This window comes from Shewanella sp. A22 (assembly GCF_053850585.1).
In genome coordinates this window covers 1-14,731 of the sequence record NZ_JBSQBN010000041.1, presented here as the reverse complement: position 1 = coordinate 14,731, position 14,731 = coordinate 1, and the positions used below count along the sequence as shown (strand labels likewise).

Genomic DNA, 14,731 nt, shown 5'->3' with positions numbered 1-14,731 from the left:
TTATTTAACCACTTAAATCATATAAAGATTAATCGAAACCATAGGGAATCGCGGTTAATCTGTCACGCTATCACGATGCTTGATAATGACAAATTTTTCTATACAGCAAGCATAGTAAAAATTTGCTAGTTACTACAGCTATTATGTAAGTCAAAAGTATGAATAGTCAGTTTGACTTACATGACATAAATTTAAGCGTTAACTCAAAACAGATAAGCATCAACTAGTGCGGTACCTTTGCAACCCAATTGACTTATTTGTGACAAGAAGAACTAGACCAACCGATCAAACAGAATTATCTTTAACCACCATTTTGGCCGCTATTTGTCTGTTGTGGAGCGGCGACAGTAATAGTACGCCACAAATGCCACCAACTAAAGCTAAAAACATGTCAGATTGGGTATCCCAAACATAGCCCTGAGTCCCTAAAAATGCTTCAGCATTTTCGCCAGTAGCAATAGCCACCCACCATTCAATTAATTCATAGAAAGCAGAAAAGGCTAGCACAAAACAAACCGCTAAAAACTGACACCAAACCCCGATCTGCATCACCTGCTTACGAATAAAAATTTCACGGGCTAAAATGACAGGAATAAAACCTTGAGCAAAATGTCCAACTTTATCGTAATTATTTCGCTCGCTCCCCATCACTTGTGCAAGCCAATCAAATAACGGTACTTCTGCATAAGTAAAACGCGCACCCACAAATAGTACACAGCAATGCACTAAAATAAGTGCATAAGCTAATGTCGTCAGCGGAAAGCTTTTTCGGCTGAAAAATAAAATGGGTAATGCGATTAATGCCGGGATGGCTTCTAACCACCAAGTAAACATATCTTTAGGCGCACTAACCGACCACAATAGCACTAATAGATAAATCCCTATCCATAAAACCTTACTATTCATCTTAATTCTCTCCAATGAGATATTGTTCTCAAATTAGAATATAAACTTTAGCCATCTAGCCCTCCACAAGCGCTTAAAAAAGTGCTACTTTGATAATGCGCCAGAAGTCCGCATTTATACCATAACTATTAGTATAAGCATTAGTATAACCATTAGCTTAAGCACCATTTAATGATAAGAGGGTACCCATATCATGGCGAAACACTCGCTTGACAAGGATAAGATTAAAATCCTGCTGTTGGAGGGCGTCCACCAAACTGCGGTTGATGTACTAGAACGTGCAGGTTACACCAATATTGAATATCACAAAGCCTCGTTAGGTGAAGAAGCTTTGCTTGCATCAATCAAAGATGCCCACTTTGTTGGATTACGCTCCCGCACTCAGCTTACCGCAGAAGTATTACACCATGCAGAAAAACTCGTCGCTGTTGGCTGTTTTTGCATTGGCACCAACCAAGTCGATTTAGCTACCGCTGAAAAATTGGGTATTCCGGTTTTCAACGCACCGTTCTCCAACACCCGTAGTGTTGCTGAGCTAGTGATAGGTGAAATCATCATGTTAATGCGTGGCATTCCACAACGTAATGCTATCTCGCATCGTGGTGGTTGGTTAAAGAGCGCTAATGGCAGTGTTGAGGTGAGAGGTAAAACATTAGGTGTGATTGGTTACGGCCACATTGGTACTCAGCTTGGCATTTTGGCTGAAACCTTAGGCATGAGAGTTATTTTCTTTGATATTGAAGATAAACTACCATTAGGTAATGCATCACAAGTGCATTCAATGGACGACTTACTCGCTCAAGCCGATGTCGTGAGTTTACATGTACCAGAAACACCGCAAACCAAAGACATGTTCGCCAAATCTGAATTTGCCAAAATGCGTCAAGGTAGCTTCTTTATTAATGCATCTCGCGGCACCGTAGTTGATATTGAAGATTTAGCTCAAGCGCTAAAGTCTGAATATCTTGCTGGTGCAGCAATTGATGTGTTTCCTGTTGAACCTAAGTCAAATGATGATGAGTTTATCACTCCGCTGCGTGGCTTAGACAATGTATTACTCACGCCACACATTGGCGGCAGTACAGCTGAAGCACAAGAAAATATCGGTGTGGAAGTGGCTGGTAAACTGGTTAAATACTCAGACAACGGTTCTACGCTGTCTGCTGTTAACTTCCCAGAAGTATCATTAGCGCAGCATAGTGGTACCTCACGTTTATTACACATTCACCATAACCGCCCTGGCGTGTTGATCAAAATCAACCAAGCATTTTCTGAGAAGCACATAAACATTGCCGCTCAATACCTTCAAACCACAGCTGAAATTGGGTACGTGGTAATGGAAGTCGATTCGGATCAAGCTGAAGAAGCCTTGGTTGAATTAAAATCCATTGAAGGCACCATCCGTGCGCGGGTATTGTTTTAAGCTACGTTATAGGTGATTAACTCGGGTTAATTGTCTTTCTAAAAAAGCTACCTAGTCCGCAAGGTAGCTTTTTTGTTGGCTTTAAAACCTTTCCCCCCTGTTGAGCATTCTATTATTCCGTTACACTTCAACCCATACCGTCTTATTCTCACGTTAGGGATAGTTATGACCATTTCAGAAAACCAACCAGATTGGGATTTCATCGCCACATCTCCTGCATTAATGTTATCTAGTTTGACTCATATGGGGTTAATCGAAATCACCGGTGAACAGGGGCGTAGCTTTATTCATGGCCAAGTTACCACCGACATCACTGGTCTTGGTGAAAACGAGTGGAAATGGGGCGCTCATTGCGATCCTAAAGGTAAAATGCTTGCCAGTTTCCGTACATTTGCAATGGGCGATAGCCTATTTATGTTGCTGCCGAAAAGCACCTTAAGTCTAGATTTACCTCAGTTACAAAAATACGCCGTATTTAGTAAAGCTGAGCTAGCGGATGTCAGCAATGACTATCAAATAATCGGCATTGCAGGAACAGAAGCCCAAGCTTTTGTTACCGAGCATTTTGGTGATGTATCACAAGCACTCAATCTTGTAGAACAAGGTGTGATTATTCGTGATAACGAGCGCTTTATTGCCATTATTCACAATGCGGCAGCAGAAACCATCATCAGCCAGTCTGGACAAACGTTGTTTAATGCCAGTGCATGGCAAGCATTAGAAATTAAAGCCGGTTATCCAAACATCGATGCAGCTCATTCTGGTCAGTACGTACCACAAATGTGTAATCTGCAAGCCATTAATGGCATTAGCTTTACCAAGGGCTGTTACATGGGCCAAGAAACGATTGCTCGGATGAAATACCGCGGTGGCAATAAGCGTGCGTTATATATTTTGTCTGGCACCAGCAGCAAAAATATCAGCACTGACACACAATTAGAAATTGCCCTTGAAGACGGTTTCCGCCGTGGTGGTAATATTATTGAGTGCGTCCAATATGGCGATAAGGTATTACTGACGGCTGTACTGCCTAATGATACTGAAAATAGCGCTCAACTGCGTGTTGCCGAAGATGAAAGTTCACAGTTATCAATTATTGAATTACCTTATTCGCTCATTGATGCGTAATTAATTCATTGTTTTACTTCAATTAAGCGAGCCATTGGTTCGCTTTTTTTATTTTTGAACAAAAACCACTTATATCGCGTATATTATTGATAACATTACTCAGTTAAGTCAGTTTATTCAAAATGGAGCGACTATGACAAGCATCGTCACCTTAGAGAACATCAGTAAAGGGTTTCGTGATGGTGAGTCATTTCATCCAGTACTACAACAAGTAAACCTTACCCTGCAACAAGGTCAAACGATTGCACTCACAGGCCCAAGTGGCAGCGGGAAAAGTACTTTACTTAATATCATTGGTGGCTTCGAAACCATCGACAGTGGCAACATGTTGATCCGCCAAGGTGATAGCATGTGCTCAGTATCGCAATGGCAAGATAAACAGTGGAGCCAATATCGACGTCAGTCACTTGGGGTGATATTTCAACAATTTAACTTACTGACTCCATTAAATGTCCGTGACAACATTCAGTTTTCACTGGCGCTAAATCAATTAACTTGGGGCACTTGGTGTGATGAATTATGCCACCAGCTCGGATTAACCGCATTACTCGATCGTAACGTTGAAAATCTCTCTGGTGGGCAACAACAAAGAGTGGCGATTGCCAGAGCATTAGCCCATAAACCGCAGTTAATTTTGGCAGATGAACCCACAGGTAATCTCGACCAACACGCAGGCATGCAGGTGATGCAATTACTCACTGACTTAGCCCAGCAAGCTGATTGCTGTATTTTAATGGTCACCCACAGTGAGCAATGTGCAGCGTTTATGCAACACCGTTGGCATGTTGAAAATCAACAGATAGTCGTTAACCCTATCGACAAAAAGCTGCAGGGTTAGAGCATGATGACCGATTCATCATCGTACTTACCATCAATAAAGCGCTTAAGTTTATGCTTGCGTTTATTCGCCAGTCATTACCGGCATGCACCGCTACAAGCCAGTGCCATTTTATTGGGCATTATGCTGGCGGTAACATTATTGATTGGTGTTTATGCAACCAATGAAAATGCCAAACAAAGCTATGGCAATGTATCAGAGTTACTCAGCCAACAAGCACGCTTATCCATTAGCCACAGTACACAAAGCAGTATTGATGAGTCGGTTTACTTTGTATTAGCTAACGCAGGCTTCAATACTATTGCCAGTATTGAAGGGATCGCAACCGACGAACAAGGCAGACCATGGCGCGTTAATAGTAGCGATATTATTGCGGCAATCAGCAGTCGTAAGCAGCAAGATAATGGCTCAAACTCATCGCATTCCTCTACCCAAATAACGTCGACTAATATTCCTCTTGCCGAGTTAATCGGCGGTAAGCCTAAGGTATTGATGTCGACAAGCCAACGCGATCGCATTAGTAACGTCACTAATCAATCGAATAGCATAACCTTAAATGGCATGCCCCTTGAAATCATTGTCATCGATGATAATTGGGGACTTGGCTCGGCTTTGTTGGCTGACATATCACTAGCCCAACCCTTGCTTAATATGCAAGGGAAGCTAAGTTACATTGCTGTTTTTGGCTCTAGCTCCGCAGATACGGCTGAATCAGATGAGCAGCTTATCGCTCGGTTAACCGATACCCTAACTCAAGCCGGCATTGATACCAGCAAACTGAATTTCACTACTCAAACCCGTGAAGGTGAATCGCTAACCGCCCTAACAGCCAGCTTTCACCTTAATCTTGATGCCATGAGCATGTTAGCCTTTGTGGTTGGATTATTTATTGCTTACAACGGAGTGCGCTACAGCTTAATGAAGCGTCAAAAACTGCTGGTGCAAATCATGCAGCAAGGACTCGATAGGCGTACGGTGATGCTTGCGTTAAGCCTTGAAATACTCATCTTAGTGTTTGTGGGTTGTGCATTGGGCTTTATTGTTGGCTTGCAGTTGTCGCAGTGGTTACAACCTATGGTCGCGATAACACTTGAACAGCTTTATGGGGCTAAGCTATTACCTGGTATCTGGCAATGGCAATGGTTTGTTCAGGCGCTTGTATTGACCTTGTCAGCAGCGTTTGCAGCTTGCATTCCGATGTTGTTCAGCCTTATAAACACCCCATTAGCCCAAGGGGCTCAAAAACAGCCGCAAAACCAACGATTCAATATTATCCATTGGCGACAATTTGTTATCGCAGCGCTGCTATTATTGATCTGTACTGTCGCATTTGCCTTTACCGAGGAATATCGCCATAGCTTAGTGTTATTGGGTATTCTTTCAGTCGCTATTCCATTGCTATTACCACAATGTCTACATTGGGCGGTAAACCTACTCAGCCCATTGATGCCTAAAGGACTTTGGCAATATGTGATAGCCGAAACCAAAGAAATCATTGCCCCGCTCGCCCTTGCTATGATGGCCATGTTGTTAGCGTTGTGTGCCAATATTGCCATGAATACCTTAGTCGGTAGCTTTGAAATTACCTTAAAAAAATGGCTCGATGCTCGTTTGCATGCCGATTTATACATTAGACCCAACCCTAATCAAATCGATGCGCTAACTATTTTATTAAAGCAAGATCCCAAGGTTGAAGCCATTTATGATCAATGGACTATTGATAGCCACCTCAATCGAATTACAACACCGCAAACGCAAGTGCCCATTCACCTTGTTAGTCGTGACCATTTGTCGCTAACTGAAACAACCGTCTTTAAAATAACGGCCGATGATTTTTGGCCAACATTCACCTCTGGTGAAAGTGTGATGATCAGTGAACCATTATCGATAAAATACCAACTCGATATAGGCGACAAGGTTCAGTTATCACAACTTGATCAACACCATCTAACCATTGGCGCTATTTATTACGATTACGGTAACCCTCAAGGTGAAGCCATTATTACTCAATCGCTATGGCAGCAATTTAAGTTACCCGCCAAACCTATTAGCTTAGCGGTATCCTACCAAGGGGATATCACGTCACTACAAAACAACATTAGTCAGCAAATCAATTTGTCTTCCGCTTATATGTACAGCCAGCAGCGGATTAAAACGGAAGCGATTAACATATTTAATAAGACATTTTCAATCACTGTCGTGCTTAATAGTTTAACGTTATTGGTTGCGGCCATTGGCTTGTTCAGTGCCTGTATGATGTTGACACAAGCACGGCAAGCCCCCTTGGCACGCTTATACGCCTTAGGCGTCAGCCGTAATCAATTACGTTTAATGGTATTAGTTCAAATGTTATTTATCGTGCTGTTAACCTGCTTGGTGGCTTTACCCACTGGCGCATTACTTGGCTATTTATTAATTCATAAAGTCACATTACAGGCGTTTGGGTGGAGTATCGCTATGGTGTGGGATTGGGGCGCATATTTTCAAGTGGTGATAATTACGGTAGTGAGCTGCTTATTCGCAGTGTGTTTGCCCTTATATTGGCAAACTCGAAAACCATTAATATCCAGCTTACAACAGGAAGCACTATGATCTCTTTTTCGTTCAAAAAAGTGTTCAGTTTCAGCGTGGTGGTTTTTGCCCTTACGGTCTTGATATCAGCGTGCACACCGCCACAAGAGCTTAGTCAAACACAGTCAACCATTAGCAATATGTCAACAGGCTCTTCCGATGGTTATAGCAAGGTTATGGAAGGTAAAACCCTTCAATTTCCACAAGATCATTTAGCCCACGATGATTTTAAAATTGAGTGGTGGTATTTAACCGCTAATTTAACGACATCAACGGGTGAAGATGTTGGTGTGCAGTGGACTCAATTTAGGATTGCGCTTTCACCGCCAACAAACGCTCAAGCTCCCGCCAAAAATAGCTGGGCAACTAATCAGCTTTATATGGCCCATGCGGCTGTGACCACTAAAAGTGAACACTTACTTGCTGAAAAATGGTCACGCGCGAAGCCACAACTTGCCGGCGTAGACCCCCAGCCATTCCAAGTACATTTACAAAACTGGCAATGGTTAAGCCAATCAGACAAGCTTTTTCCTGCTACATTGAAAGTAGTGAGTGATCAATTTAGTTATCAACTTCAGCTTAATAGCCAACAACCACTGCAATTACAAGGCAAGCAGGGCTATAGCAGTAAAAGTGCTGACAAAAGCGTGGCATCTTATTACTACAGCCAACCTTTTATTGATGTTTCGGGGGAGATAACCCGTCACGGTGTGACCGAACACGTCACTGGCAAAGCTTGGCTCGACCGCGAGTGGAGCTCACAATTTTTAACCAAAGCACAACAAGGCTGGGACTGGTTTTCACTGCGTTTAGACGATAACTCAACACTTATGATGTTTAGATTGCGCGGAGCAACTGACGATGACCACTTTTACAGTGGCAGAAGAATGTTTACCGATGGCAGTGGCCGCAATATCAACAGTAAAGATAACCCTAATGATATATCAATGGAACCAACCCAATGGCAACAAACTGCATTAGGTAACCACCCTATCGCTTGGCGTTTACGTATTAACAGCGAAGGGATTGATGTTACCAGCCAAGCACTGAATCCAAACAGTGACATGCTGGTATCAACTGCATACTGGGAAGGCCCAATAACCATTAAAGGCAGCCACCAAGGCCAAGGTTATATGGAGCTTACGGGGTATCAGTAATACCTCTAAAGAGCACTCGCTTCATCACGACAAATCACGCCCTAGTCTAACCATCTTATATCCATTTCAATAATTCTTTTTCAATCGCGATAAAAATCTACATATCAGGCACAACAAGCTTTACAAGCTATTGCTAAAACAGGAGTTGCCTAATTGTTAAAATGAGATTTACATCACGCGCAAAACTGTGACCTTGCACAACTATTAATCACTATACCCATTCAGAGGTATACCCATAATAAAAGTAAGGTCTAGACTTAATTCCATCACGTCACCTCCAATGACTTTCACGCAACAAGTAAACATTCTAAGAGTGAGGAACACCATGAGCATAAGCCGTCGCGAGTTTTTAAAAGCCAACGCCGCTGCCGCAGCAGCGTCGGCTGTGGGTATCGCTATTCCAATTAATATGGTTCACGCCGCAGAAGGTAAAAATGACATCACGTGGGATAAAGCCCCATGTCGCTTTTGTGGTGTCGGATGTAGTGTATTAGTGGGTACCAAAAATGGCAAAGTCATTGCCACAAAAGGCGATCCTGAAAGCCCTGTCAACAGAGGCTTGAACTGTATTAAAGGTTATTTCCTATCTAAAATCATGTATGGCAAAGACAGATTAACCTCGCCATTACTCAGAATGAAAGATGGTAAATACGATAAAGAAGGCGACTTTACCCCAGTAAGCTGGGACGTAGCATTCGACACTATGGCCGAAAAGTGGAAAGCCAGCATTGCCAAAAAAGGCCCGACTTCAGTAGGGATGTTTGGCTCAGGTCAATGGACCGTTTGGGAAGGTTATGCAGCGTCTAAACTTCACAAAGCAGGTTTCCTCACTAACAACATCGACCCTAACGCACGTCATTGTATGGCATCTGCTGTAGGCGGATTTATGCGTACCTTCGGGATTGATGAACCCATGGGTTGTTATGACGACATAGAAGCTGGTGATAATTTCGTGCTTTGGGGCGCGAACATGGCAGAAATGCACCCAATCTTATGGGCTCGCTTAACCGATCGTCGCTTAAGCCATAAAGACGCTAAAGTGCACGTATTATCTACCTATGAAAACCGCAGCTTTGATTTAGCAGACAACCCAATGATTTTTAAGCCACAAACTGACCTTGTGATCTTAAACTTCATTGCAAATTACATCATTGAAAACAACGCCGTAAACAAAGACTTTGTTAGCAAACATACTAAATTTGCCCTTGGTGTAACCGACATTGGTTATGGTTTACGCCCAGACCACCCACTCGAGAAGAAAGCCAAAAACTCAGGAAACGGTGGCTCTAAGCCAATTAGTTTTGACGAATATGCTAAATTTGTGAGTACTTATACTGCTGAATATGCATCGAAAATGAGTGGTGTGCCAGTTGAAAACCTCAACACGCTCGCGAAAGTGTATGCCGATCCTAAACAAAAAGTAATGAGTCTGTGGACCATGGGGATTAACCAGCACGTTCGTGGTGTTTGGGCAAATAACATGCTTTACAACATTCACTTATTGACCGGTAAAATTGCCACCCCAGGTAATAGCCCATTCTCACTTACCGGACAACCTTCGGCTTGTGGTACAGCCCGTGAAGTCGGTACGTTTGCACACCGTTTACCAGCAGATATGGTGGTTAAAAATCCTAAGCATCGCGAAATTACCGAAAAACTTTGGCAATTACCCGCTGGTACTATTCCGCCAAAACCGGGTTATCACGCGGTACTTCAAAGCCGTATGTTAAAAGATGGCAAGCTAAACTGTTACTGGACCATGTGTACCAATAACATGCAAGCTGGCCCAAATATCAATGATGAAGTTTATCCAGGTTTCCGCAACCCAGAAAACTTTATCGTGGTATCAGACCCTTACCCAACGGTCACGGCTATGGCGGCCGATTTAATTTTACCAACTGCAATGTGGGTAGAAAAAGAAGGTGCTTATGGTAATGCTGAGCGTCGTACTCATTTTTGGCATCAACAAGTTAAACCACCAGAAGGTGCTAAATCTGATTTATGGCAGCTGGTTGAGTTTTCAAAACGCTTTAAAGTATCAGAAGTATGGCCTGCAGAACTGATTGCTAAACAGCCAGAAAATGCGGAGAAAACACTTTATGATATCTTGTTCGCCAACGGTGAAGTCAACAAATACCCTAAAGATCAGTGCAAAGGCGCTTACAACGACGAAAGTGAACACTTTGGTTTTTATCTGCAAAAAGGTCTTTTCGAAGAATACGCACAATTTGGTCGTGGACACGCTCACGATTTAGATGCCTTCGATAATTACCATGAAAACCGCGGTAAACGCTGGCCTGTTATTAATGGTAAAGAAACCCTGCGTCGTTTTGTCGAAGGAAGTGATCCGTACGTAAAAGCGGGTGAAGGATTTAATTTCTACGGTAAACCAGACGGAAAAGCGGTTATTTTTGCACTGCCTTATGAGCCTGCAGCAGAAGAGCCTAACAAAGAATATGACCTATGGATGTCTACAGGTCGTGTACTAGAACACTGGCACACAGGTTCAATGACAGCCCGCGTACCAGAGCTACAACGCGCTTATTCAGATGCACAAATATTCATGCACCCTGAAGATGCTAAATCACGTGGATTACAACGTGGTGACGAAGTTGTCGTTGCCTCTCCACGTGGTGAAGTCAAAACTCGTGTTGAAACCAAAGGCCGTAACAAGCCACCTAGAGGCGTAGTCTTTATGCCATTTTTTGATGCGCGCCAATTAGTCAACAAACTAATACTTGATGCAACTGATCCACTGTCAAAAGAGACAGATTTCAAGAAGTGTCCCGTAAAAGTGATGAAGGCTTAATTAATACTCTAGTGCATAAACGGAACGTAATATCATGAGCAAAATCAATAGCAAATTAGCAAGTGTAAACGGTTTCAACCGTAGACAGTTTCTTGCCACAACGGCGAAAGCCAGTTGTGTAATGGGGATGGCGGGTTTGGGGCTAACAACAGTTGCCACTCAATCTCGTCAGCTGGACCCATTTGCTATTCGTCCACCTGGCGCCCTAGCAGAAGACGACTTTCTCTCGGCGTGCGTTCGCTGCGGCTTATGCGTAGAGGCTTGCCCCTACGATACCTTAAAACTAGCGCGCTGGTTTGACGGAGCCCCAACGGGTACACCTTATTTCACTGCACGTAACATTCCTTGCGAAATGTGCGATGACATCCCCTGTGTAAAAGCTTGCCCGAGTGGCTCGCTTGACCACAAACTAGATGACATCGACGACTCAAAAATGGGAATTGCGGTGTTGATTGATGAGAAAAATTGCCTTAACTATAGAGGTTTACGATGTGATGTATGTTATCGGGTTTGCCCGTTAATTGATAAAGCCATCACGCTAGAACTGCAGCGCAATGTAAAAAGCGATCATCATGCGATGTTTTTACCGACAATCAACCCAGATTTATGTACGGGATGCGGTAAATGTGAACATGCCTGCGTGACAGAGCAAGCAGTGATCAAAGTATTGCCAAAGCATATTGCTATGGGCAAGGCTGCTGCTCATGATACTTACCAACACACCGAAGAAACCACACTTGAGATGTTAAATAAGGGGCTATCCATATGAGTATTAAGCATAGCAATAGCCCAAAATCAGTAACTCGTTTTGCCAATGCAGCGATCAACGAATTAGGTTGGTGGGGAGCACATCGCTTTCTCATTCTTCGCAGGATATCGCAACTCAGTGTGCTGAGCTTATTTGCCATTGGACCATTCTTAGGTTTATGGCTCTTTAAAGGAAACCTCTCAACCAGCTTACTACTAGACACGATTCCATTGAGTGACCCATTAGTCACGTTGCAAGTACTGATGAGTGGTCATTGGCCCGAAATAAGTTTGTTACTCGGCGCCGTGATCATAGTCGGAATTTACATCCTACTAGGTGGAAGAGTGTTTTGCAGTTGGGTATGCCCTGTCAATATCATCACTGATATAGCCAGTTGGATTAGACGGACATTTTCATTGCCTCGCACCAGTGAAATACCAAAAAATCTGCGTTATTACATGCTGGCATTAGTATTGATATTACCGATACTCACTGGTATTACAGTGTGGGAATGGTTAAACCCAGTACCCATTATTTATCGCGCCATATTGTTCGGCGCAAGCAGTGGATTGTGGGTCTTAGCGGTTATCTTTTTGCTCGACACCTTTGTGGTTGAACGAGCTTGGTGTAGCCACCTGTGCCCAACTGGAGCACTATTTTCACTGATAGGCAAAATTAGCCCAGTAAAAATATCTGCGACCCGGGCTGAAGCATGCAATAACTGCATGGATTGTTTTACTGTTTGCCCTGAACGTCAGGTATTAAAACCTGTACTAAAAAAAGGCAGCAATCAACCATTCATACTCGATAGTGACTGTACTCTTTGTGGCCGTTGTATTGATGTTTGTGCACCGCGCGTATTCCAATATGAAAACCGATTTAATTCAAAATATTCGAACAGAATTCCTCTTAAGGTGGAGAGCAAGTTATGAAAAAATTAATCACTTTAGCAGCCGTGATGCTAGCGATTAGCGCTTACTCGGGTCAACAAGCACATGCAAATCCTGACCCCGTTAAACTATCGTCACTTGCAGGTGACTCGCAAGTAACAGATGTACGTCCAGCGGACGAAATGCCAGTTTATCCTAAACGTGGCAAAGCAATTGAACGTACGTTTGTACATCAACCGCCCATTATTCCGCATAAAGCAACGTATTCAATCACAACAGATAAAAATGGTTGCTTAAGTTGTCACAGTTGGGATAAAGCTAAGCGCATGAAAGCAACGCCAGTGGACAAATCACACGTGATGGATGACAAAGGTAGTGTAAAAGGGATGTATTATTTTTGCGATCAGTGCCACGTACCTCAAGCAGAGAATAAACAGCAACTGGTAGAAAATACCTTTAACTAGTCCGCCCCCCGGTAATGACTCTTGGCCGCTTGTAATGCAAGCGGCCTTTTTTGTTATTCAATGTTTTATACCAATCCCATTAAATAGCTGGTCAGTTCAGAGTCTCTCAGTTTTTTCAATTCAAGGCACATTGATGTAGAAATGGTTGTTCCCTTTTAAATCGATGTAACACAGAAGTGGAATATCTGAGAGACTCCATTCTGGCGGGTTTCAAAGTCCTTTATGCTTCGTTAGATGCTTTCAAAATACGACGGCATGGTCTATTTTTTTTCATAAAAAATAAGACATTCCCACCATCCATGGCGGTCAGATGCTGGAGGTAGAGTAACGCAAGAGCTTGTTACCGAGCATCACTATTCGCTCCAATCATCTGCCTTACCTGCAGCAGGTTAAACTCCCGCTGAAAGATCACATTTTAAATAGGATTGGTATTATTGAGCAGAAAAATGAAACTACTGGCAACTTTTAAGATAGAAAAAGTGATATAAAAAACCCAGCTTAAGCTGGGTTTATTGTTTGAGATCTTTGTTCTACCGTCTGTGCACTGGGTGCTGCTGCGGTTTGTGATGCATTAGATGATTTCATTTCATGCTTCACAGGCATCGCTGCTTGCCATAACGCGCCAACCCATAAACTTGATGTTGATTTCATAGCCACTCCTCCATTTCTGTTAACGAGTTCAAAGTAATCGTTTACGGTTCATCAGTAAAATGAATAATAACCATAGTTAGGATTCCATTTAAGCATGAACATACCAATCAAGACCTTACGTTGTTTTCTCACCATAGTGGAAACGCAAAACTTTACGAGAGCGGCACAAAAGTGTTTTATGACTCAACCAACCTTGAGTAAAGTCATTCAACGTTTAGAAGAAAGCGTAGGCGAGCAGCTACTGATCCGTAATAATCAAAAAGTAGAACTGACCCAAGCGGGTCAGTTATTTGCCCAAAGTGCTCAAGAAATATTAGGTCACTGGCATCGTCTACAAGAAGACATAAGTAACTTACGTGGCTTAAAGTCTGGACAGCTGCGGCTCGGGGTTTGTCCTATGATGAGTAGCTTAATTATTGGCTTGCTGACCCGTTACCGACAGCAGTATCCAGGAATTGAACTTCAAATGTACGAATACGGTGGCTTTGGCTGCGAACAAGCTCTAATTCATAATAGTCTTGATATTGCTTTCACCGCGCTACCAACGACCCATAAAACCGAGTTAGCCAACCAACCGTTAACTAAGTACCCTTTACTCGCCTGCTTACCAGAAGGCCATCCATTGGCTCACAGAGCGGAAATTACTTGGAAAGACTTCGAGTCATACCCATTTATTTTATATAACGAAGACTTCTCATTAGCCAAGTTAATATATCGTTTAAGTCGTAAAGCGGGTGTTCAACTTAACATTGCCTTTCGAAGTGGCCAGTGGGATTTTTTAGCCGCTATGGTTGAAGCCAATATGGGCGTAGCAATATTACCCGAACCTATTTGTCAGCGTCTTACAAATAGCAAACTGATATTTAAACCAATGCAACCCGCAATGACATGGGATTTGGCATTAATATGGCGAGAAAACCTACCATTAACACCACCAGCAAAAGCATTGCTCGCACTTAGTAGAGACAGTTATGAATAAGATTATGTAATGCCAAATATGCTGGCTATGCAGATAGAATTAATACCAATCCTATTAAATATGTGATCTTTCAGCGGGAGTTCAAAGTGCTGTAGGCAAGGCAGATGATTGAAGCGAATAGTGATCCTCGGTAACAAGCTCCTGCGTTACTCTACCTCCAGCATCTG

General features: G+C 42.8%; 12 protein-coding genes. 10 read left to right on the top strand and 2 right to left on the bottom strand.

The window, feature by feature from the left end:
- Positions 1 to 285: 285 nt before the first annotated feature.
- A complete protein-coding gene (locus tag ACWXWT_RS09590) occupies positions 286 to 906 on the bottom strand; it encodes a DUF2238 domain-containing protein (RefSeq protein ID WP_456041360.1) in 621 nt (206 codons plus the stop codon).
- A gap of 193 nt (positions 907 to 1,099) precedes the next feature.
- Here ACWXWT_RS09590 and serA point away from each other — a divergent pair, with 193 nt between their 5' ends.
- The 9 genes from serA (at position 1,100) to ACWXWT_RS09545 (ending at position 12,934) form a co-directional block, all read left to right on the top strand.
- Positions 1,100 to 2,329, top strand: a complete 1,230-nt coding sequence (gene serA, locus ACWXWT_RS09585; protein WP_456041359.1) for a phosphoglycerate dehydrogenase — start codon at positions 1,100 to 1,102, stop codon at positions 2,327 to 2,329.
- Between the two features lie 165 nt (positions 2,330 to 2,494).
- Positions 2,495 to 3,457 (top strand): tRNA-modifying protein YgfZ, encoded by a 963-nt coding sequence (gene ygfZ / locus ACWXWT_RS09580; protein ID WP_456041358.1) that lies wholly within the window; start codon positions 2,495 to 2,497, stop codon positions 3,455 to 3,457.
- 133 nt (positions 3,458 to 3,590) lie between these two features.
- A complete protein-coding gene (locus tag ACWXWT_RS09575; RefSeq protein ID WP_456041357.1) occupies positions 3,591 to 4,295 on the top strand; it encodes an ABC transporter ATP-binding protein in 705 nt (234 codons plus the stop codon).
- 3 nt (positions 4,296 to 4,298) lie between these two features.
- Complete coding sequence (locus ACWXWT_RS09570; RefSeq protein ID WP_456041356.1) at positions 4,299 to 6,887, top strand: ABC transporter permease; 2,589 nt, start codon at positions 4,299 to 4,301, stop codon at positions 6,885 to 6,887.
- Positions 6,884 to 8,023, top strand: coding sequence for a lipocalin-like domain-containing protein (locus tag ACWXWT_RS09565; RefSeq protein ID WP_456041355.1), 1,140 nt, complete (start codon positions 6,884 to 6,886; stop codon positions 8,021 to 8,023). The genes ACWXWT_RS09570 and ACWXWT_RS09565 overlap by 4 nt, the downstream gene beginning before the upstream one ends.
- Positions 8,024 to 8,348: 325 nt before the next feature.
- Positions 8,349 to 10,832 carry a nitrate reductase catalytic subunit NapA gene (napA, locus tag ACWXWT_RS09560; RefSeq protein ID WP_456041354.1) on the top strand — a complete coding sequence of 828 codons (2,484 nt, stop codon included), beginning with the start codon at positions 8,349 to 8,351 and terminating at the stop codon, positions 10,830 to 10,832.
- A 34-nt stretch (positions 10,833 to 10,866) separates the two neighbouring features.
- Positions 10,867 to 11,601 (top strand): ferredoxin-type protein NapG, encoded by a 735-nt coding sequence (gene napG, locus ACWXWT_RS09555; protein WP_456041353.1) that lies wholly within the window; start codon positions 10,867 to 10,869, stop codon positions 11,599 to 11,601.
- Positions 11,598 to 12,512 (top strand): quinol dehydrogenase ferredoxin subunit NapH, encoded by a 915-nt coding sequence (napH, locus tag ACWXWT_RS09550; protein ID WP_456041352.1) that lies wholly within the window; start codon positions 11,598 to 11,600, stop codon positions 12,510 to 12,512. The genes napG and napH overlap by 4 nt, the downstream gene beginning before the upstream one ends.
- A complete protein-coding gene (locus tag ACWXWT_RS09545) occupies positions 12,509 to 12,934 on the top strand; it encodes a nitrate reductase cytochrome c-type subunit (RefSeq protein WP_456041351.1) in 426 nt (141 codons plus the stop codon). The genes napH and ACWXWT_RS09545 overlap by 4 nt, the downstream gene beginning before the upstream one ends.
- Positions 12,935 to 13,432: 498 nt before the next feature.
- Here ACWXWT_RS09545 and ACWXWT_RS09540 read toward each other — a convergent pair whose 3' ends face one another.
- The gene (locus ACWXWT_RS09540) at positions 13,433 to 13,585 is read right to left on the bottom strand and encodes a hypothetical protein (protein WP_456041350.1); all 153 of its coding nucleotides are present in this window, start codon (positions 13,583 to 13,585) and stop codon (positions 13,433 to 13,435) included.
- A gap of 94 nt (positions 13,586 to 13,679) precedes the next feature.
- Between ACWXWT_RS09540 and ACWXWT_RS09535 the strand changes: the two genes are divergently transcribed.
- A complete protein-coding gene (locus ACWXWT_RS09535; RefSeq protein WP_456041349.1) occupies positions 13,680 to 14,564 on the top strand; it encodes a LysR family transcriptional regulator in 885 nt (294 codons plus the stop codon).
- The last annotated feature ends 167 nt before the right edge of the window (positions 14,565 to 14,731 follow it).